This is a genomic window from Streptomyces sp. NPDC001606, assembly GCF_053596835.1.
Map to the genome: position 1 here is coordinate 43,799 of NZ_JBSFHC010000006.1, position 17,471 is coordinate 61,269.

Here is a 17,471-nt window from a genome sequence, read left to right on the forward strand (position 1 = left end):
ATGCACCCGAGAGCGCTCCGCAGTCCCTCATGGCCCATGACGCTGCTGCTGTGAGCGCACCGTCAGAACGAGTCGGACCCGCCCTTGCGGCGCTCGGCGCCCACGTGGACGTAGAAGCCGATCAGTTCCGGGTTGTCCACGGTGGCGGGGTTGACGACCTGCTCGACCGGGGCGCCCTGGAGCAGTCGCTTGACCGGGACCTCCAGCTTCTTGCCGGTGCGGGTGTGCGGGATGCCCGGCGCTTCGAGGATCTCGTCGGGGACGTGGCGGGGTGAAGCGCCGCTGCGGATGGCGTCCTTGATCCTCTCCCGGAGGGTGTCGTCGAGTGCGACGCCGGCTGCCGGGACCACGAACAGCGGCATCCAGTAGCCGCCGTCGGGCTCCTCCGCGCCGATGACCAGGGCCTCGGCGATCTCGGGGAGACGTTCGACGACGTCGTGGATGTCGGCGCTGCCCAGCCGTACGCCGTTGCGGTTCAGCGTGGAGTCGGAGCGGCCGTGGACGATCACCGAGCCGTGCCCCGTGACGGTGATCCAGTCGCCGTGTCGCCACACTCCGGGGTACGCCGAGAAGTAGGCGTCGCGGTAGCGGGTGCCCTCCGGGTCGTTCCAGAAGTAGAGCGGCATCGAGGGCATGGGGCGCGTGACGACCAGCTCGCCGACCCGGTCGATGACGGGGAAGCCCTCGGCGTCGTACGCCGCCAGCGCCACGCCCAGGTGCGGGGCCGACAACTCCCCGGCCCACACGGGGGTGTTGGGCGCGCTGCCCGCGAAGCCGGACACGACGTCCGTGCCGCCGCTGATCGAGGCCAGCAGCACGCGGTCGCCGACGTGTTCCCGGACCCAGGGATAGGCGGAGGCCGGCAGCGCGGAGCCGGTGCAGCCGACCACCCGGACCGAGGAGAGGTCGTGCGCGGCGGGGGCGATGCCGAACTTGGCCATGCCCAGCAGGTATTGGGGGCTGGTGCCGAAGACGGTGACCCGGTGGCGGGCGGCCAGTTCCCACAGCACGTCGGGCTTGGCGAAGGGGACCGGGCTGCCGTCGTAGGTGCAGGTGGTGGCGCCGGTGAGGAGGGTGGAGGCGACCAGGTTCCACATCATCCAGTGGGTGGTGGTGTACCAGAGGAGGCGGTCGCCGGGGCCCAGGTCGGAGTGGAGTCCCAGGGTTTTGAGGTGCTCCAGGAGCACGCCGCCGTGGCCGTGGACGATGCCCTTGGGCAGGCCGGTGGTGCCGGAGGAGAAGACGACCCACAGCGGGTGGTCGAACGGGACCGGCACACAGGCGAGTTCCTCGGTGCGGGTGGAGGCGTCCTCCCAGGGGACGACCAGCGACGGGTGGGCCTGCGGCGGCCGGGGCAGGCCCAGGTGGCTCACCAGCACGGTCGCCTTCACCGTGGGGAGGGCGTGGGCGAGTTCGAGGACGGCTTCGCGGCGGTCCTGGGTGGTGCCGTTGAAGAGGTAGCCGTCGGCGGCGACCAGGACGGTGGGTTCGAGCTGGGCGAAGCGGTCGGCGGCGGCCTGGGGGGCGTAGTCCTGGCCGCACACCGACCAGACGGCGCCCAGGCTCGCGGCGGCGAGGAACGTGACGATGGCGTGCGGGGTGTTGGGCAGATAGCCGACGACCCGGTCGCCCTTGCCGACGCCGAGGTCGCGCAGGGTGGCGGCCACGGACGCGACCATGGCACGCAACCGGGCGCCGGTCACCTCGTCGCCGGAGCCGGTCTCGTCGAGGGCGAGGATCGCCACCTCGTCGTCGGCCAGGTTGCGCAGGGCGTGGTGGGCGTAGTTGAGGGTGGCGCCGGGGAACCAGCGGGCGCCCGGCATCCGCTCCTCGGCCAGCACCTGCTCGTAGGGGGTGTCGGCGTCGATGTCGAAGTACTCCCACACCGCGCCCCAGAAGCCCTCCAGGTCGGTGACCGACCAGCGGTGCAGGGCGGCGTAGTCCTGCGGGTCCATGCCCTGGCGCCGGGCGAAGTCCGCGATGCGGCTGGCGGCCGCCGTCTGCGGATCGGGGGTGAAGAAGGGCGTGCTCATCGCGTCGTACTCCTCAACAGGCTTTTCGGGGCCGTCCGTGGGGAAGGGACAGGGCTTCGTGTGGTGTGCAGCAGGGAGGCCCAGGCGGCGGTCGATGTGAAGTCGCGGCCGCCCGAGGGGACGACGTCCATCACGACGCGGTCGGGCCGCAGCAGGACCGCGTCCGCGCGTCCGGCGCGCAGCCAGGCGGCGAGGGTGCCGTCGTCGCCGAGGTCGGTCACCGGGACCGCGTGCACACCGAGACCGTGCGCGAGCGCGGTCAGGGAGGGTCCGGGTGCGGAGGCGGTCAGTACGGCGAAGGAGTCGCCGAGCGCCTCGTCGAGACGGGTACGTCCTCCGCCGGCGCTCACCCACGGCTGGGGGCAGTGCGTGCCTGCCAGGCCCCGGCGGACCCCGCGCCGCACCAGGGGCCCGGCGGTGAGGGGCGGGCTGAGGTCGCGGCCGGCCCGCTCGGCCAGGCCGGGTATACGGCAGGCGGCGGCCAGCGCCCTGCGGCGGATCGCGGCGGCGCCGTCCTGGCCGCCGGTCATGGCCCAGCCCATGGCGACCGCGAGGCGGATCACATGGAGTGCGTGCGGCTTGCGTTCGCTCTCGTAGGTGTCCAACAGCCGTTCATCGCCTCCCTGCTGGAGGACGCGGGCGAGCTTCCAGGTGAGGTTGCAGGCGTCCCGCAGCCCCGAGCACAGGCCCTGCCCGATGAACGGCGGGGTGAGGTGGGCGGCGTCGCCGAGCAGGAAGACGCGTCCGTGGCGCCAGCGGTCGGCGACGCGGGCCCGGAAGGTGTACTGCGTCTCACGGACGACCTCGAAGTCCCCGTCGTACGAGGGCGGCAGCCACGGGGCGATCAGCTCACGGACCGTCTCTTGTCCTTCCCCGAGCCGGAACTCCCAGCGGTAGCGGTTCTCGCTCACGCGCATGAAGGTGGCCGGCCGGACCGGGTCGCAGATCTGGTCGACGCCCTCCCAGCAGCGGACGGGGCCCGTCGTGTCGACGTCGATGACCTTCCAGCGTTCTTCGAAGCGCAGGTCCTCCCAGGTGCCGCCGATGGCTTCGCGGGTGAGGCTGTTGGCGCCGTCGCAGCCGAGGACCGCGTCGGCCCACAGCTCGTGATCGCCGGTGTCGTCGCGGTAGGTGACACGGACGGGGGCGGTGGAGTCGGGGCCGACGCCGGTGACCTCCACGCCACCGCGCAGTTCGCACTCGGGGTGCCGGGCCAGGGCGTCCCGCAGTACGCGCTCCAGCTCGGGCTGGTCGAACATGCTGGTCTGCGGGTAGCCGTGCCGGCCGTGCTCGGTGCGCCGGAACTCGGCCATCACCCGGTGCCGGGCGTCCAGCAGCCGCAGCCCCTTCGCCGGGCGGGCGATCGCGGCGAACTCCTCACCGACGCCCGCCGCTTGGAGGATCCGGTGGATCTCGTCGTCGGCTGCGACGGCGCGAGGGAGCGGGTAGACGTCCTGGTGGCGTTCGAGGACGACACTGCGGACTCCGCGCCGGGCCAGGAGCAGGGCGGCGGTCACGCCCACCGGCCCGGCCCCGACGATCACGACGGGCACACGGGCGGCTTCAACGGCGGTCATGTGCGGCTCACCTCGGGGATCAGTTCGCGGCCGCGACGGGCGTGCGCTGCTCGCCGAGGTCGATGCGGCCGTCAGGGGTCGCGATCGTCGCCGTGATCATGTCGCCCGGGCTCAGGTAGTGCGGGTTCTTCGCCTGGCTCTTGAAGAACGCCTTCCACTTCACCGCCGGGGGCAGCAGCGCGCCGATCTTCTCGACGGCCTTCGGCGGCGCCTTCAGGGCCGTGCCGCCGGGAGTACCGGTGAGCAGCAGGTCTCCGGCGTCCAGGGTCTGGAAGCGAGCCAGCAGGGTGAGCGCCTGTGCCGGTCGGACGATCATGTCGGCGAGGGTGCGGTCCTGGCGCAGCTCGCCGTTGACGCTCAACTTCAGTCTCAGGTCGAGGAGATGAGCGAAGTCCTCCGGCTCCAGCAACGCCAGGTACGGACCGGTCGGCGTGAAGGTGGGGTACGACTTGCTCTCGTAGAACTGGGTCTTGGTCAGCTGCACCTCACGGGCGCTGACGTCGTTGGTGATCACCAGTCCGGCGACGTACGACGGCAGGTCCCGCTCCTCCACGACGGTGCCGACGGGCAGGGGCGCGCCCATGACGAGGCCCAGCTCGATCTCGTAGTCGAGGAATTTCACGTGCGACGGCCGGACGACGGCGTCACCGGGGCCGCTGACGGAGCCGGAGGCCTTGCGGAAGAAGGCGGGCGGGATGTCGCCCTTGAAGCCCGAATCGCGGGCGTGGCTGCGGTAGTTGACCATCTGGGCGACCACCCGGCAGGGCGTGGTGACCGGTGAGAGCGCCACCAGATCGGCGACAGGCGTGCCCGGTTCGCCGGAGGCGGCGGCCTCGCGGACAGCCGGCCGGTCGGCCAGCAGCCCTGCGGTGGTCACGGCCTTGGTCTCGACGGGGACGGCTCGGTCGCCTCGGACGACCCACCAGCCGTCGGCGGTGCGCAGGACATTGGTGCTCATGTCAGTGCCTTTGTGAGGGATTCGCGTGCGGGGGTTCAGGATGTGGCGGCCTTGAGCAGGCCGAACAGTCGTGCCGGGTCCATTTCGTTGTCGCCGCGCAGGGCCTCGATGACATCGCGGACCCGCTGCGGGGAGGGGTTCGCGCCGAGGAAGTCGCGGGTGGCCGGCGGGCCCCACTGAGCGAGGCCGCTGGTGGACATCGGCGCCCAGCCGGGCTGGACGTCGCTGGAGAACAGGTCGCCGTCGGCGAAGTGCTCCAGCATGAAGCGGTCGGGGTCGCGCCAGTAGTCGAAGAGCTGACTGCCCTGGATGTGCCGGCCGATGCCCCAACTGCGCTTGTAACCGCGCTCCTTGAGGTATTCACCGCCGGCGGCGATGGAGTCGAGGTCGGTGACCTGGTAGGCGGAGTGGATGTACCCCGTGCCCGGACCCAGGTGCATCGCGAGGGTGTGGTGGTCGGCCGGCACACCGCCCAGGTCGCAGCGTATGAACGCCATCGTCGGGCCGCGATCGCGCTGTCCGTCCAGGAACAGGAAGTCCGACACGATCATGCCGAGCGTGTCCAGGTACCAGTCCAGGGCCCGGCCGAACACCCGCGTCTCCAGCACCACATGGCCGAGCCGCTGGATGCGGGACGGCTCGCGCGGCGGCCGCTGGGCGGCGTTGGTGCGACGGTGATCCGTGCCGGAATTGAGAAGCAGCGGCCGCTGTTCCGGCAGTGCGGGGAGTTGTTCGCCGCAGTGCACGACCCGGACCGGGAAGCCCGATGGGTCGAGCAGGTCGACCACCTTGCCGCCGCCGGGAACGTCGGAGTCCCGTACGGACGATCCGGTGGCGCGGGCCAGCCGGTCCAGGTCGGCCCGCTCGGCGGCGCGGAACGCCGGGCCGATGAAGCGGGACGTACGACCGCGTCGGATCACCATGCAGGGTGAGCCCGCGAAGGTACCCCGCAGCCACAGCTCGCGCTCGGTGCGGGCGGCGACGGAGAAGCCGAAGTCGCGGGCGAAGACCTCCGCCCGGTCCAGGTCGGGCTTCTCGAACTCCAGCCAGGCCAGGTCCGCCACCTTGATCACGGGGTTCCGGGAGCGGCCGGGGTGTTCGCCGCGCCGGGCGCCCTGCTCGCTGTGGAGGTCCTGGTGGGCCGTGATGACGTCCCCCTTGACGTGCATGTCAGACATGGTGCCCTCCGAGCAACATTGCCGTACTGAGGAAATCATCAACTGTGACAGTTCTGTCGTCAAGAAGTTCGCCGCAGGAAATGATGAATTCATCAGGACTGCGATCCCCACGGGGCGGAGCACGTCGCGGCCGGCTTCCGGCTCGGAAGTGGACGGCGACCATGCCGCGGTCGACCTCGCCGAGATGGTCCTGCGGATGCTGGGCCTGCCCGCGGGCGAAGCGCACGAGGTCGCCCGGCGCCCCTTGCCTGACGCCACCTGACCTCACGCGGACGACGCGTCCGGGCGGAACGTGACCGAGCGGCCTGTGAAGCGGGCGCCGATTCCGTCCTCGCCGGCGGTGACCGAGCGCAGACGGAGCCCTTCGGGCACGTTCCGTAGCGCAACGGGCTCGTCCAGGGCCCTGTCGAGGAGTGATGTCAGCGAAGGGAGCAGCCCACCCCGCTCCGCGCGGACGTCCGTGAAGGCGATGCGGTTGCCGCCGGCCGCCGAGACGGCCGCACTCACGGTCACGTCGCCGACGAGCGGCAGACTCGCGGTCGCATCGACCCGGCCGGACTCGTCCCCCTGTGACACCTGCACGCCGAGCGCGCTCGACACGTCCGCGTACGACAGGAAGGCAGTCGCTGTGACGCCGTCCGCGTGAGCCTCGTCGGCGCTCCCCGAGGTCTTCAGCCCGTCCATCCCGACCGTCAGCTTCGTCACCGGGAGCGGCCGGGTGGTGCCGCGGGCCGGAATGTCGTGGGCGGTCAGGTCGACATGGTCCAGGCTGCCCGCAGCCAGTTGGTTCAGCACGGGAAAGCCCCTGACGTGCACCGACGGCCGATCGGCGGTTCCCATGCCGTCCTGGAACGCCATGGCCGTACGGCTCTCCGCGCGAGCTGCGGCGATCCGGTCGACCGAGACTCCGCCGACCAGCAGGGCCACCAGGGCCGCAGCGGCGACGATCACGCGCCGCCCGGTCCGGGGCGGGGCGCTCACACCCGAGGCGGCTGTCACGGGGGCGTGGATCATGTCGGACCTCCGGTTGGCAGGGGAGAGCAACTCGATAGTTGCACACCGATGAGCAATAAACTAGCCTGCACATCGATGGGCAATTAACTGCCCCCCGACGCCGGGCCCCCCTAGGCCCCGCGCGCAGCGATCCCCTCGATTCCGCCCCCGAAGCCCCCGCTTCACCTCCTGCCGAGGAGCCTGACCATGCCGCTCTTTGCGAAGACGCCCGTCGAGAAGATGACGGAGCCCTACCACCGGCGCTGGTGGGCCCTGCTGGTCCTGTGCCTGAGCCTGCTGATCGTCGTCATGGCGAACACGTCACTGATCGTGGCCGCCCCCGACATGACCAAGGACCTGGGGCTGAGCAGCAGTGACCTTCAGTGGGTCATCGACGGCTACACCGTCCCCTACGCCGCGCTGATGCTGGTGCTGGGCGCGATCGGCGACAAGTACAGCCGCCGCGGTGCCCTCGTCCTCGGCCTGCTGATCTTCGCCGGCGGTTCGGTCATGGGCGGCCTGGTCGACGAGACGAACCTCGTCATCGCCGCCCGCGCGATCATGGGCGTCGGTGCCGCCGTCGTCATGCCGGCCACCCTGTCGCTGCTGGTCGCGATGTTCCCGCGCGCCGAGCGCGCCAGGGCGATCACCGCCTGGTCCGCGACCTCCGGTCTCGCCATCGCCGCCGGTCCGCTGGCCGCCGGCTGGCTGCTGGAGAACCACGCCTGGGGCTCCACCTTCCTGATGAACGTCCCCCTCGCCGTCCTCGGCGTCATCGGCGCGCTGCTGCTCGTGCCGCCGTCGAAGGCGGAGGGCATGGGCCGGATCGACTACGTCGGCGGTCTGCTGTCGATCGTGTCGGTCGGCTGCCTGGTCTACGCGACCATCGAGGGCCCGCACTTCGGCTGGGGCGTCGGCCCGATCACCGCGACCGTCGTCGCCGGCCTGGGCCTGCTGGCCTTCGTCGGCTGGGAGTTGAAGCACCCGAACCCCATGCTGGACGTGCGCAAGTTCACCGAGCGTCCCTTCAGCGGCGCGATGCTCGCGGTGCTGTTCTTCTTCTTCGGCACCTTCGGCTCGATCTACTACTCCACCCAGTTCCTCCAGTTCGTCCTCGGCTACAACGCCCTGGAGACCGGCATCCGTCTGCTGCCGCTGGCCGGGTCCGTGTTCGTCGGTGCCGCGGTCACCGGCAGGCTGGCTCCGAAGCTCGGCGTGAAGCTGGTGGTCGGCACCGGCATGGTGATCGGCACCGTGGGCGTCTTCCTGCTCACCCGGATCGACTCCGGCTCCACCTACACCGACTTCGTGGCCCCGCTGCTGCTGCTCGGCTTCGCCATCGGCCTGAGCCTGTCCCCGGCCACCGACACCATCATGGGCTCCTTCCCCGAGTCGGAGCTGGGCGTCGGGGGCGGCGCCAACGACACCGCCCTGGAACTCGGCGCCTCGCTGGGCATCGCCATCCTCGGCTCGCTGCTGGCCACGTCCTACAAGGACAAGCTGACCGACCTGGTCGGCGGCCACCTCCCGGCCGAGGCCATGGACACCGCCAAGGACTCCGTCGGCGGCGGCATCGCGGTCGCCGAACAGGCCGCCAAGAACCCCCAGGGCGGCGCCGAACAGGCCCGGACTCTGCTCGGCGCGGTCCACGAGTCCTTCGCCCACGCCATCGCCCACACGAGCCTCATCGGCGGCATCATCATGGCCGCCGGAACCCTGATCGTCGTCGCCGTCCTGCCCGGCCGCAAGCACAGTGCCGAAGACGCGGCACCGGCTGCTGAGGAGCAGACCGAGACCGTGGGCGCCTGAGCCCCGTACACCGGAGGCCGGAACCCCGATTCCGGCCTCCTCCACCCCCAGAACGGGCCGTGCCGTGAGCGGCGCACGATCTCACCCCTCGGCGGCGGCCACCTCGTCGACGACGATCTGCGCCCGCTTCTCCGGCACACCGGCCGCGATGAGCAGGGTGACGGCCACCCGGGTGCCGTCGTCCTCCAGCGCCCCGGTGTTGACCTGTTCCAGCAGGGCGACCGTCATCGCCTCCAGACCGGCGCCCAGCACCGGGGCCGGCAGCTGGGTGTGGAAGAGGCCGTCCCGTTGTCCCTGCTCCACGATGGCTGTGACCCTGACCCGCGCGGGCTCCAGGATCCCCGCGACACGGTCCATGCCGAGGTCCCTCCGGGCCAGCGCCAGGAGCATCCGGTAGCGGTCGCCCACGGGCCAGAGCGCCAACGTGGAGTGGGCCAGCGCCCGGTCGGCCGGTTCCGTCGCCCCCGCGCCGTCCGCGACGGCGGCCTGGAGCGCCTCGGTGGCCTCCTCGGCCAGCGCGTCCAGGAGGGCCGCCCGCCCGGGGAAGTGCCCGAACAGCGTGCGCCGTACGACACCGGCGGCGCGAGCGAGTTCCTCCAGGGTGATGTCGGGGTTCCGCCCGAGCTCCTGGCGGGCGGTGGCCAGGATGCGGGCCCTGTTGGACCGTGCGTTGCGTCGCTGGGGCACACGGCCGACGGGCTGGGACACGAAAGGAACCTCGAAGAAGACAGGGCGGAAAATGGTCTTCTCCATTCTGGCACGCGGGTCCCGACCGACCCGCGGCCGCATCCGGGGCCGGTCGGGACCTGGTCAGGGGCGGTAGCTGGGCGGGAGCGCATGATCGAGCCCAGTGGGCGGGGGGCCTCCAGGGCGTGCCAGGGACTGAAGGAAAGGACGTCGTCGGCGTAGCGGCGGCGGGCGTAGGCCGCGTGGGCACCGGCAGGCCTGTCCGGCTTTGTCTGCGCCTGGCTCCTGCTGAGCGCAGGCTAGCGCCGTACCCGGGGCATCCCCAGGCCGAGCCAGGAGATGATCTCGCGCTGGATCTCGTTGTTGCCGCCACCGAAGGTGAAGATGACGGCCGAGCGGTAGCCGCGTTCCAGTTCGCCGTGGAGGACCGCGCCCGCCGAGCCCTCCTTCAGCGGGCCGGCCGCGGCGACGATCTCCATGAGCCAGGCGTAGGCGTCCCGGCGGGCCTCGGAGCCGTAGACCTTGACGGCGGAGGCGTCCTGCGGGGTGAGGGTGCCGTCCTGGACGGCCGTGACCATCTGCCAGTTGAGGAGTTTCAGGGCCTCGAGCCGGGTGTGGGTGCGGGCGAGCAGCCGGCGCACCCAGGCGAGGTCGGCGACCCGGCGGCCGTCGCCGAGCTTGGTCCGGAGGGCCCAGCGCTGGACGTCGTGCAGGGCGCGGACGGCCATGGTGCCGTGGGCGGCGAGGGTGACACGTTCGTGGTTGAGCTGGTTGGTGATCAGCCGCCAGCCCTGGTTCTCCTCGCCGACCCGGCGGGAGACGGGGACGCGGATGTCCTCGTAGTAGCTGGCGGTGGTGTCGTGGGAGGCCAGGGTGGTGATCAAGGTGCAGGAGTAGCCGGGGTCGGCGGTCGGCACCAGCAGCATGGTGATGCCCCGGTGCGGTGGCGCCTCGGGGTCGGTGCGCACGGCCAGCCAGACCCAGTCGGCGGTGTCGCCGTTCGTCGTCCAGATCTTCTGGCCATTGACGACATAGGTGTCGCCGTCCCGTACGGCCCTGGTGCGCAGGGAGGCGAGGTCGGTGCCGGCACCGGGCTCGCTGTAGCCGATCGCGAAGTCGATCTCCCCGGAGAGGATGCGGGGCAGGAAGTACGCCTTCTGCTCCTCGGTGCCGTACCGCATCAGCGTCGGCCCGACGGTGTTCAGCGCCATCAGCGGCAGCGGTACGCCGGCCTGCGCGGCCTCGTCGAAGAAGATGAACTGTTCCATCGCGGTCATGCCGCGCCCGCCGTACCCCTTCGGCCAGCCCACGCCGAGCCAGCCGTCGGTGCCGAGCCGGCGGATGGTGGCGCGGTAGAACCGCTTCTGCTCGGCCGGGTCGGCGTACCGGGCGTAGACGTTGTCCGGGACCAGGTCCGCGAAGTAGGCGCGTAGTTCCGCGCGCAGCCGCTGCTGCTCGGGCGTGTGGTCGAGGTGCACGGCGCCTCCAGGCTCCCCAAGGGCGGTCCTGACGGCGCACACCGTAGAACGTGTTTCAGAAATTGGGAAGGCCGGTCACCTCACCGCTCATCTGAGGGTCTCCAGGAAGTCCGCGCACGCCGCCGCGCAGGCGCGGCAGGCCGCCGCGGCCGACTCGGCGCCGGCCTGCCCGTCGAAGGCATGGGCGCATTCGAGGCAGACCGAACGGCACCACTCCAGCCGTACCCGGATCGACTCCTCGTCCTGGCGGTTCTCCTCGCACAGCGCCCGGCAGGTGGCGTCGCAGACCTCGGCACACATGATGCCGAGCCGGCGCACCCGCTCCCGGCGCTCGGTTCCGTCCGGGTCGACCAGACTGGCGCGCACGGCGCAGGCCCGGGCGCACTCCGTGCACGCCTGGGCACAGGTGAAACGGTCCTCGAGGAACCGGTAGAGCTGCGCTTGCGAAGCCGTCGGGGTCACCCCCTGCGGGTAGCCGGGGCACCAGCCCGCAAACCTCACCGGAAGGCCTACTACGGGACACATAATTATGTCCGGTTCATCCCGTTCTGGGCTGGGTATCCCACTCCTATGAATACCGCATCGACGCAGCTGGCCGCAGCGAGCGGCCTGATGAGCCTTGTGCTGTTCCTCGTGGCCATGGCCGTGCTGGCGCTGCTCGCCGGCGGCTTCTGGATGACCTCCCGGGTCAGGTACCGCGAGTCCCCTCGGCCGCGGCCCGAGGACCAGCCCCATCTGCCGCCGGACGGCCCGGTGCGGGAGGTGCAGGAGAACAGGGAGGCCGCCGAGATTCCCAAGGTCCCCAAGGGCGGTCGCGCGCTCACCCCGTACGAGCTGAGCAACATGGACTCCAAGACCAGCGCCAACCAGCAGCGCCCGCGCTGGAGCAGAGGGTCCAGCGGCTCGTTCGGCGGTGGCGGACTGGGCGCCCACTGAACCCGGACCCACACCCTCCCGACCCACACCCGGCCCGCGCCGGCCGCCGTACCCGCCTAGGAATCCTTCCGGGCGGTGTCCAGGCGGTCGACGCGGGCCACGTTCTGCCGGTCCTCGGGGTCCTGGCTGGGCTCGGCCGCGAACCAGGCGTCCAGGATCTCCTTGAGCAACGGTTCGGAGGTCAGGCGCAGGCTCAGGGCCAGCGCGTTGGCGTCGTTCCAGCGGCGCGCTCCGTCCGCCGTCACCGCGTCCGTGCACAGGGCCGCGCGGACGCCGGGCACCTTGTTGGCCGCGATGGAGGCCCCGGTGCCGGTCCAGCAGCACACCACCGCCTGGTCCGCCGCGCCCTGGGCCACGTCCCGGGCGGCCGCCTCCGAGCAGGCCGCCCACTGCGGGTCGGCTCCGGGCCGCAGCGCGCCGTGCGCGCGTACCTCGTGGCCGCGGCGCCGCAGCTCCGCCACGAGGAGGCGGGCCACGGGTTCGTCCATGTCGGAGGAGACGGAGATGCGCATACGCGGGAGGGTACGCCGGGTGCGGGCGCGGGAGCACAGGTCGGGTCCGGGCGCCGGGATCAGGGATGCTCGGGCTGCTGTGCCGGAGGCACTCCGCCGCCCTCTCCCCCGCCCTTCTTCCCCTTGTCGGTGCCGTGCGGGTGGGCGCCGGTGCCCTTGCCCGCCTGCTGGCGGGCCCTGAGCTCGCCGCTGTCCTGCGGGGTGGCGCCTCCCTTGTCACTGCGCCGCTGTTCGGGCTGCTGCGGATTGGACATGTGCCGGACTCCCTCCGGGTGATGCGTGCTCCTCGCGACTCCGGGTTCCCCCGGGGCGGCGGGTGACGCACCCGCCGGGGAGCCGCCCGGGGCGGTGGCGGCCAGGGTGTGGTGGAGGTGTTCCAGTGCGTCCAGCAGCACCGTGCGGTGGTACCAGCTCAGCCAGGCCGCGGTGTCGGCGGCCAGCACGCCGAAGGCCTCGGCCTGGGCGGTGGAGGGCCGGTGCCCGGCCTCCGGCCAGTGCAGGGTGATGGCGCCGGTGCAGGAACCCGCGGCGGACAGCACCGGGAGGCTCTGGAGGGCGTGGGTGCCCGTGGTGAGCAGGGCGCACCGGCTCTCCTCGGACAGGAGCGCGTCGGCCGCCACGTCGGGCACGCTCACCCGGCGTCCCCGCGCGCGGGCGAGCCCGTCGGCGGTACCCTCGTCCCGGCCGCATGCCAGCAGGTCGAGGAAGGCGTCCGGGCAGCCGTACTGGGTCTCCAGCACCAGCGTGTGCACGGCGGGGTCGACGAACCGCACGTATCCGGCCGGCGCCTGTCCGACGGCCAGCGCCTCGTGCAGCACGGCGTCGACCATCTGCCGCCGGTAGCGGGGGTCCCGGCCGCCGCGGGCGAGGATCCGCAGCGGGGGCACGGGCAGCGGGCGACGGCCCGGGAACCACTCCCCGCCCTCCGGGGGCCGGGCCGCCACCACGGCGGAGACGAGGACCCGCAGCGGCACGTTGAACCGCTGCGAGGCCTCCCGCAGCGCCCGGAAGGCGCTGCCCGAGTCGGGCAGGCCGTAGCGGACCATGAGCGTGCCCTGGGCCATGCCGATCACCGGCGCGGTGCGCACCCGGGCACGCAGGGCCCGGACCTCCTTGTGCAGATCCTCGTACGAGGGCCGCAGCGGGTCCGCGAGCTGCGACCGCCAGGCGGGCAGCTCCTCCACCCGGGCGGCGGCGCGAGCCAGCTCGCGCTGCGCCTCGTCGAGGGTGGCGTACAGCCGGACGCCGTCCAGCCGGGCCAGGTGCACCGCCTCGCGGACGCCCGGCCGGGCCCGGACGATGATCAGGTCGGGGCGGCCCGAGCGGGTTCGGGTCGTCTCGCTGAGCGCGCGCAGCACCGCGGCGCCGCCGAGCTGGACATGCGCCATGTCGAGGACGGGGCGCAGTCCGGCGCGGTCGGCGCGCTCCAGATGGTCGCGCAGCTCCTCCGACCAGGTCTCGGCCGCGTCGGCGTCCAGGTTTCCGGACATGCGCAGCAGCAGGGCGCCCTCGGCGGGCAGTCCCTCCACGACGGAGGACTCGATGACGAGCGCGGCCGGGGTGCCCGGCCGGCCGGAAGCGGGGTTCATGGCATCACCCGGACAGGACGTCGCAAGGAACTCGATCGGCCGCTGCCTGACCGTGATCCACCTTGCCCGGCGGGGGCCCGGCCATCAACCGCGCCGGGCCGGGTCGCGCTCCCCGCCCTGCCCCGCCGGTGCCACCGGTCCTCGTACCTCCAGGGCGTCCAGGGCGGCCGCCGGCGTGGCGTGCACCCGGACGCCGGGCAGCCCGGCCGCGCGCAGCGCCTCCCGGACGTGCGGCCGTGGCTGTACGACCGCCAGGGCGCGGCCGGAGAAGGCCAGTACCGCGGTGGCCCGGTCCAGCGCCCGCACCGCGGCGGGGCAGGCGAGATACGCCTCGGTCAGGTTCAGCAGGGGGTGGGCGCCGGTCCGGTCGGCGTCCTCGATGTGCTCGGCGAGGGCCCGGGCGAAGTCCTGGGCGTTGGCGGCGTCGACCGTGCCCCGGGCCTTCAGGACACTGACCGCGCCGGTCTCGGGGCGGTGCTCCGGCACAGTTTCCAGAAGCAGGGGGGCGGGGCCGCCGGGGCGCGGGCGGGCACGGGGCTGTCGGCCGTCTTCCATGGGCAACGCTTCCTGGGTGGGGGAAGGATCATCCAGCCGCGTCCTGACCGGGGGATCACTGTGCCCTGTCCCGGGGCCCGCCGCAACGACCGTCCGGGCGTGTCGGAGCCGGGGCGGCGGCACGCGGTCAGCCGACGTACCGCCGGGCGGGTGAGTTCCGGCGCGCCCGCTCCAGCACGGCGAGCCGGCACTCCAGCTCGGGCGGCACCGGATCGCGCTGGCGCAGCACCCAGGGCAGTCCGGCGGTGGCCCGGGCGAAGGCGCGGGCGGAGGCGGTGTCCCGGGGGACGGTGCGGATCAGGTGCCCGATGCGGCGCAGCGCGGACGGCAGGGGGCGGCGCAGCCAGGTGAACCACAGGGTGTTGCGGATGCCGAGGACCCGGCGGGCGGTGCTGTCGCGCAGCCGGGAGGCGTGGTGGTGGACGGTGAGGTCCTCGGCGTAGGCGAGCCACCAGCCCTGGCGGAGCAGGTCGCAGGCGAGCAGTTCCTCCTCGCCGCCGAGCCAGAGGCCGGGGTGGAAGCCGCCGCCGGCGCGGAAGGCGTCGGTGCGCAGCACGGTGGCCGCGGCCAGGAAGGAGCCGAGGGCGGGGCCGGGGAGCCAGCCGGGGCCGGGCAACGGGGACTCGCGCAGTTCGCGCACGACGGGGTCCTCGGTGCCGCCGGGCTCGACGACGATCCGCCCGGTGACGGCGGCGAGCCGGGGCCGGGGGTCGAGCAGGTCGGCGGCGCGGCGCAGGCTGCCGGGCTCCCACCAGGTGTCGTCGTCGCAGAACGCGACGTACGGGGTGTCGACCTGCTGGACGGCGAGGTTGCGGCCGACGGCGCCGAGGTTGCGGCCCGGGCGCAGCAGGGTCATCTCGGGGAAGTCCCGGGCGACGGCCTCGGCGGTGCCGTCGCCGGAGGCGTTGTCGGTGACGATCACGCGGGGGCGTTCGGGGAGCCGGCGCAGCCGGGTGAGGGTGCGCAGGAGTTCGTCGCGCCGGTTGTGGGTGATCAGGACGACGGTCGTACGGTCGTCGGGGCCGTGCCCGGTCATGGTGGCGCGCCTTCCTCGGCGGGTGTGTCCGCCTGCCGGTCCAGGAGGCGGGCGGCGGCTTCGACGTGCGGGGGCAGGGTGTGGCGGCGGGCGAGGGTGGCGGGGAGCCGGGCGAGGGTCTCGCGCAGGGCGCGGCGCGCGCCCGGGCGGTCGGCCGCGGCGGCCCGCGCCAGGTCGGCACCGGCGCGCAGGGCGACGGGCCAGGGGCGGCGCAGGCAGCGGGTGAGGACGTGGTTGCGCTGGACGAGGTAGGGCCGGCCGGTGCGGCCGCCCTGCTGCTCGGGGTGGTGGCGGGCGCACAGGGTGGGTTCGTAGCTGACGCCCCAGCCGTGGGCGGCCAGGTCGTAGGCGAGAAGGGTCTCCTCGCCGCCGAAGAACAGCAGCGGGTGGAAGCCGCCGGCGTCGAGGAAGGCCGCCCGGCGGACCACGCTGGCGCAGGCGAGGAAGCCGAGCACGGGCCGCCCGGGCAGATCGGCTTCGCAGGGCAGCGGGGAGGCGGCGAGGACGGCGTTGAGGGGGTCGTCTGAGCCCTCTTCGCCGACCAGGGTGCGGGCCGCGAGCAGGCCCAGCCTGGGATGGCTGTCGAGCAGGTCGGCGGCCCGGCGCAGACTGCCCGGTTCCCACCAGGAGTCGTCGTCGCTGAAGGCCACGTAGGGGCTGCGGGCGTGGCGCACGGCCAGGTTGCGGCCGACGGCGCCGGTGTTGGCGGCGGGCCGCAGCAGGCGGCTGACGGCCGGGTGGCCGACGACGGCCCTGCGGGTGGTGTCGTCCCGGGAGTTGTCGACGACGATGACGGGCGGTTTCTCGGGCAGCGCGGCCAGCGCGTCGAGGGTGCGCAGCAGGCTGGCGCAGCGGTCGCGGGTGATCACCGCGACGCTGGTCCGCTGGTCGCCGCCCGCGGACCGGCCGGGGAGCCGGGTCGCCTGCTCGGCGGAGACCGGCCGCCTGCCGGCCGCCGCCCGGGCCGGGCGCGGCTCCGCGGCCGGTGCGGGCGGCGGCGGTGCGGCGGCGGGCCGCGGGGCGTCGCCGTGGGCGTGGTCAGCGGGCATGTGCCGTCTCCCGTTCGGCGTGCGGGCGGGCCTGGCGCAGCAGGGTCAGGCATACGGCGGCCACCTCGCCGGTGCCGATGCGCAGCAGGCGGGCGTCGGGGGTGCGGCCGTGCGGGTCGCCGGGCGGGCCGGGCTGCCACAGGGCCACGTGGTCGGGGCTCGGCGGCGGGCCCCACAGCCGGGGCGACACCGGCCCGAACAGGGTGACCGAGCGGGTGCCGTACGCGACCGCCAGATGGGCGAGGCCGGTGTCGCCGCTGAGCACCAGGGACGCCTCGGCCACCAGCGCGGACAGCTCGGCGAGGGGCAGTCCGCCGGTGAGCACGTCGGCCGTGTGCTGCCCGCTGCGCTCGGCGATGGAACGGACCAGGGGCTCCTCGCCCGGGCCGCCGGTGAGCACGACCCGGTGTCCGGCGGCACGCAGGCACCGTACGACCGCGGCGAACCGCTCCCCCGGCCAGCGGCGCGCACCCGACGCCGCCCCGGGGTGCACCACCACCGCGCCCGGCGCCGGGGACGGCGTGCGGGGCGGGGGCAGGCGGAGGTCCAGGGGGTCGGCCGGGATGCCGTAGGCGTCCAGGAAGGCGCACCAGCGGTCGCGTTCGTGCAGCTGGGCGCGCCAGGGCGGGCCGTCCGGGCAGGCGTGGGCGAGCAGCCGGGCGGGGTGCAGGGCGGCCAGCGCGTCCCGGCTCTCGGGGCCGTTGCCGTGCAGGTCGATCGCCAGGTCGGGAGGCGGTCCCGGCCAGTGGGCGAGGGAGGGCACCGCCCGGCCCGGTGCCTCGGCCGGGAACACGGTGTCGAGCGCGCCGGTGGTCAGGGCGAGCGCGCCGAGTCCCGGCGGCTGCGCGAGCACGACCCGGTGATCGGGAAAGGCCCGCCGTATCCCGCGCAGCGCGGGCACACCGGCCAGCAGATCACCGAGCCCCAGCGCGCGCAGCACCAGGACGGTCGGGGGGTGCGAGGTGGGGGTCACCGAGTGGATCCTCCGGGTGGGGTTCGGCGGGGCGCGAGCAGGGGTGTCCTGACCGCCAGGACGGGAGCGCGGCCCCGGGTCACGGCCTCGCGGCTGAACGGGGGTACG

Annotated in this window: 16 protein-coding genes and 1 pseudogene; 3 read left to right on the forward strand and 14 right to left on the reverse strand. The window is 73.4% G+C overall.

The features are described from left to right. Positions 1 to 62: 62 nt before the first annotated feature. From ACWCV9_RS13535 to ACWCV9_RS13550, 4 genes are read right to left on the reverse strand one after another with little or no spacing between them, the layout of a single operon-like run. Positions 63 to 2,033 (reverse strand): acetoacetate--CoA ligase, encoded by a 1,971-nt coding sequence (locus tag ACWCV9_RS13535; protein WP_450786324.1) that lies wholly within the window; start codon positions 2,031 to 2,033, stop codon positions 63 to 65. Next, complete coding sequence (gene mhpA / locus ACWCV9_RS13540) at positions 2,030 to 3,610, reverse strand: bifunctional 3-(3-hydroxy-phenyl)propionate/3-hydroxycinnamic acid hydroxylase MhpA (RefSeq protein WP_450786326.1); 1,581 nt, start codon at positions 3,608 to 3,610, stop codon at positions 2,030 to 2,032. The genes ACWCV9_RS13535 and mhpA overlap by 4 nt, the downstream gene beginning before the upstream one ends. A 19-nt stretch (positions 3,611 to 3,629) precedes the next feature. After that, positions 3,630 to 4,568 carry a fumarylacetoacetate hydrolase family protein gene (locus tag ACWCV9_RS13545; RefSeq protein ID WP_450786328.1) on the reverse strand — a complete coding sequence of 313 codons (939 nt, stop codon included), beginning with the start codon at positions 4,566 to 4,568 and terminating at the stop codon, positions 3,630 to 3,632. Positions 4,569 to 4,603: 35 nt separating this feature from the next. Then, positions 4,604 to 5,746 carry a VOC family protein gene (locus tag ACWCV9_RS13550; protein ID WP_450786330.1) on the reverse strand — a complete coding sequence of 381 codons (1,143 nt, stop codon included), beginning with the start codon at positions 5,744 to 5,746 and terminating at the stop codon, positions 4,604 to 4,606. Between the two features lie 145 nt (positions 5,747 to 5,891). Here ACWCV9_RS13550 and ACWCV9_RS13555 point away from each other — a divergent pair. Next, positions 5,892 to 6,008: pseudogene (locus ACWCV9_RS13555) on the forward strand (TetR/AcrR family transcriptional regulator); the annotation flags it as partial. A 2-nt stretch (positions 6,009 to 6,010) separates the two neighbouring features. Here ACWCV9_RS13555 and ACWCV9_RS13560 read toward each other — a convergent pair. Next, positions 6,011 to 6,760: an LmeA family phospholipid-binding protein gene (locus ACWCV9_RS13560; protein WP_450786331.1), complete on the reverse strand. Its 750-nt coding sequence runs from the start codon at positions 6,758 to 6,760 to the stop codon at positions 6,011 to 6,013. 186 nt (positions 6,761 to 6,946) lie between these two features. Here ACWCV9_RS13560 and ACWCV9_RS13565 point away from each other — a divergent pair, with 186 nt between their 5' ends. Beyond that, a complete protein-coding gene (locus tag ACWCV9_RS13565) occupies positions 6,947 to 8,548 on the forward strand; it encodes an MFS transporter (protein WP_450786333.1) in 1,602 nt (533 codons plus the stop codon). An 81-nt stretch (positions 8,549 to 8,629) separates the two neighbouring features. Here ACWCV9_RS13565 and ACWCV9_RS13570 read toward each other — a convergent pair whose 3' ends face one another. The 3 genes from ACWCV9_RS13570 to ACWCV9_RS13580 all read right to left on the reverse strand — a co-directional run bounded on the left by ACWCV9_RS13570 (position 8,630) and on the right by ACWCV9_RS13580 (position 11,175). Beyond that, positions 8,630 to 9,256, reverse strand: a complete 627-nt coding sequence (locus ACWCV9_RS13570; RefSeq protein ID WP_450786335.1) for a TetR/AcrR family transcriptional regulator — start codon at positions 9,254 to 9,256, stop codon at positions 8,630 to 8,632. Between the two features lie 278 nt (positions 9,257 to 9,534). Next, positions 9,535 to 10,713 (reverse strand): acyl-CoA dehydrogenase family protein, encoded by a 1,179-nt coding sequence (locus ACWCV9_RS13575; RefSeq protein ID WP_450786336.1) that lies wholly within the window; start codon positions 10,711 to 10,713, stop codon positions 9,535 to 9,537. An 87-nt stretch (positions 10,714 to 10,800) separates the two neighbouring features. Further along, entirely contained in the window at positions 10,801 to 11,175 is a 375-nt protein-coding gene (locus ACWCV9_RS13580) for a ferredoxin (protein ID WP_450786338.1), read from the reverse strand. 108 nt (positions 11,176 to 11,283) lie between these two features. Here ACWCV9_RS13580 and ACWCV9_RS13585 point away from each other — a divergent pair, with 108 nt between their 5' ends. After that, positions 11,284 to 11,649 carry a DUF6479 family protein gene (locus tag ACWCV9_RS13585; protein ID WP_450786340.1) on the forward strand — a complete coding sequence of 122 codons (366 nt, stop codon included), beginning with the start codon at positions 11,284 to 11,286 and terminating at the stop codon, positions 11,647 to 11,649. 56 nt (positions 11,650 to 11,705) lie between these two features. Here the strand turns inward: ACWCV9_RS13585 and ACWCV9_RS13590 are convergent, their stop codons facing one another. The 6 genes from ACWCV9_RS13590 to ACWCV9_RS13615 form a co-directional block, all read right to left on the reverse strand. After that, a complete protein-coding gene (locus ACWCV9_RS13590) occupies positions 11,706 to 12,161 on the reverse strand; it encodes an RpiB/LacA/LacB family sugar-phosphate isomerase (RefSeq protein ID WP_450786341.1) in 456 nt (151 codons plus the stop codon). 59 nt (positions 12,162 to 12,220) lie between these two features. After that, on the reverse strand, positions 12,221 to 13,750 hold the full coding sequence (locus ACWCV9_RS13595; protein ID WP_450786343.1) for an ANTAR domain-containing protein: 1,530 nt from the start codon (positions 13,748 to 13,750) through the stop codon (positions 12,221 to 12,223). An 84-nt stretch (positions 13,751 to 13,834) separates the two neighbouring features. After that, positions 13,835 to 14,305 carry an STAS domain-containing protein gene (locus tag ACWCV9_RS13600; protein ID WP_450786345.1) on the reverse strand — a complete coding sequence of 157 codons (471 nt, stop codon included), beginning with the start codon at positions 14,303 to 14,305 and terminating at the stop codon, positions 13,835 to 13,837. A gap of 127 nt (positions 14,306 to 14,432) precedes the next feature. After that, complete coding sequence (locus ACWCV9_RS13605) at positions 14,433 to 15,341, reverse strand: glycosyltransferase family 2 protein (protein WP_450786347.1); 909 nt, start codon at positions 15,339 to 15,341, stop codon at positions 14,433 to 14,435. Further along, the gene (locus tag ACWCV9_RS13610) at positions 15,338 to 16,390 is read right to left on the reverse strand and encodes a glycosyltransferase family 2 protein (RefSeq protein WP_450786349.1); all 1,053 of its coding nucleotides are present in this window, start codon (positions 16,388 to 16,390) and stop codon (positions 15,338 to 15,340) included. The genes ACWCV9_RS13605 and ACWCV9_RS13610 overlap by 4 nt, the downstream gene beginning before the upstream one ends. After that, the gene (locus ACWCV9_RS13615) at positions 16,380 to 17,363 is read right to left on the reverse strand and encodes a glycosyltransferase family 9 protein (protein ID WP_450786351.1); all 984 of its coding nucleotides are present in this window, start codon (positions 17,361 to 17,363) and stop codon (positions 16,380 to 16,382) included. Before ACWCV9_RS13615 ends, ACWCV9_RS13610 begins: the two co-directional genes overlap by 11 nt. Between the last annotated feature and the right edge of the window lie 108 nt (positions 17,364 to 17,471).

Excerpts from the sequence above, each read along its gene's own strand:
- ACWCV9_RS13535 (WP_450786324.1), bottom strand. The coding sequence starts at position 2,033 with ATGAGCACGCCCTTCTTCACCCCCGATCCGCAGACGGCGGCCGCCAGC.
- mhpA (WP_450786326.1), bottom strand. The coding sequence starts at position 3,610 with ATGACCGCCGTTGAAGCCGCCCGTGTGCCCGTCGTGATCGTCGGGGCC.
- ACWCV9_RS13545 (WP_450786328.1), bottom strand. The coding sequence starts at position 4,568 with ATGAGCACCAATGTCCTGCGCACCGCCGACGGCTGGTGGGTCGTCCGA.
- ACWCV9_RS13550 (WP_450786330.1), bottom strand. The coding sequence starts at position 5,746 with ATGTCTGACATGCACGTCAAGGGGGACGTCATCACGGCCCACCAGGAC.
- ACWCV9_RS13560 (WP_450786331.1), bottom strand. The coding sequence starts at position 6,760 with ATGATCCACGCCCCCGTGACAGCCGCCTCGGGTGTGAGCGCCCCGCCC.
- ACWCV9_RS13565 (WP_450786333.1), top strand. The coding sequence starts at position 6,947 with ATGCCGCTCTTTGCGAAGACGCCCGTCGAGAAGATGACGGAGCCCTAC.
- ACWCV9_RS13585 (WP_450786340.1), top strand. The coding sequence starts at position 11,284 with ATGAATACCGCATCGACGCAGCTGGCCGCAGCGAGCGGCCTGATGAGC.
- ACWCV9_RS13590 (WP_450786341.1), bottom strand. The coding sequence starts at position 12,161 with ATGCGCATCTCCGTCTCCTCCGACATGGACGAACCCGTGGCCCGCCTC.
- ACWCV9_RS13595 (WP_450786343.1), bottom strand. The coding sequence starts at position 13,750 with ATGAACCCCGCTTCCGGCCGGCCGGGCACCCCGGCCGCGCTCGTCATC.
- ACWCV9_RS13600 (WP_450786345.1), bottom strand. The coding sequence starts at position 14,305 with ATGGAAGACGGCCGACAGCCCCGTGCCCGCCCGCGCCCCGGCGGCCCC.
- ACWCV9_RS13605 (WP_450786347.1), bottom strand. The coding sequence starts at position 15,341 with ATGACCGGGCACGGCCCCGACGACCGTACGACCGTCGTCCTGATCACC.
- ACWCV9_RS13610 (WP_450786349.1), bottom strand. The coding sequence starts at position 16,390 with ATGCCCGCTGACCACGCCCACGGCGACGCCCCGCGGCCCGCCGCCGCA.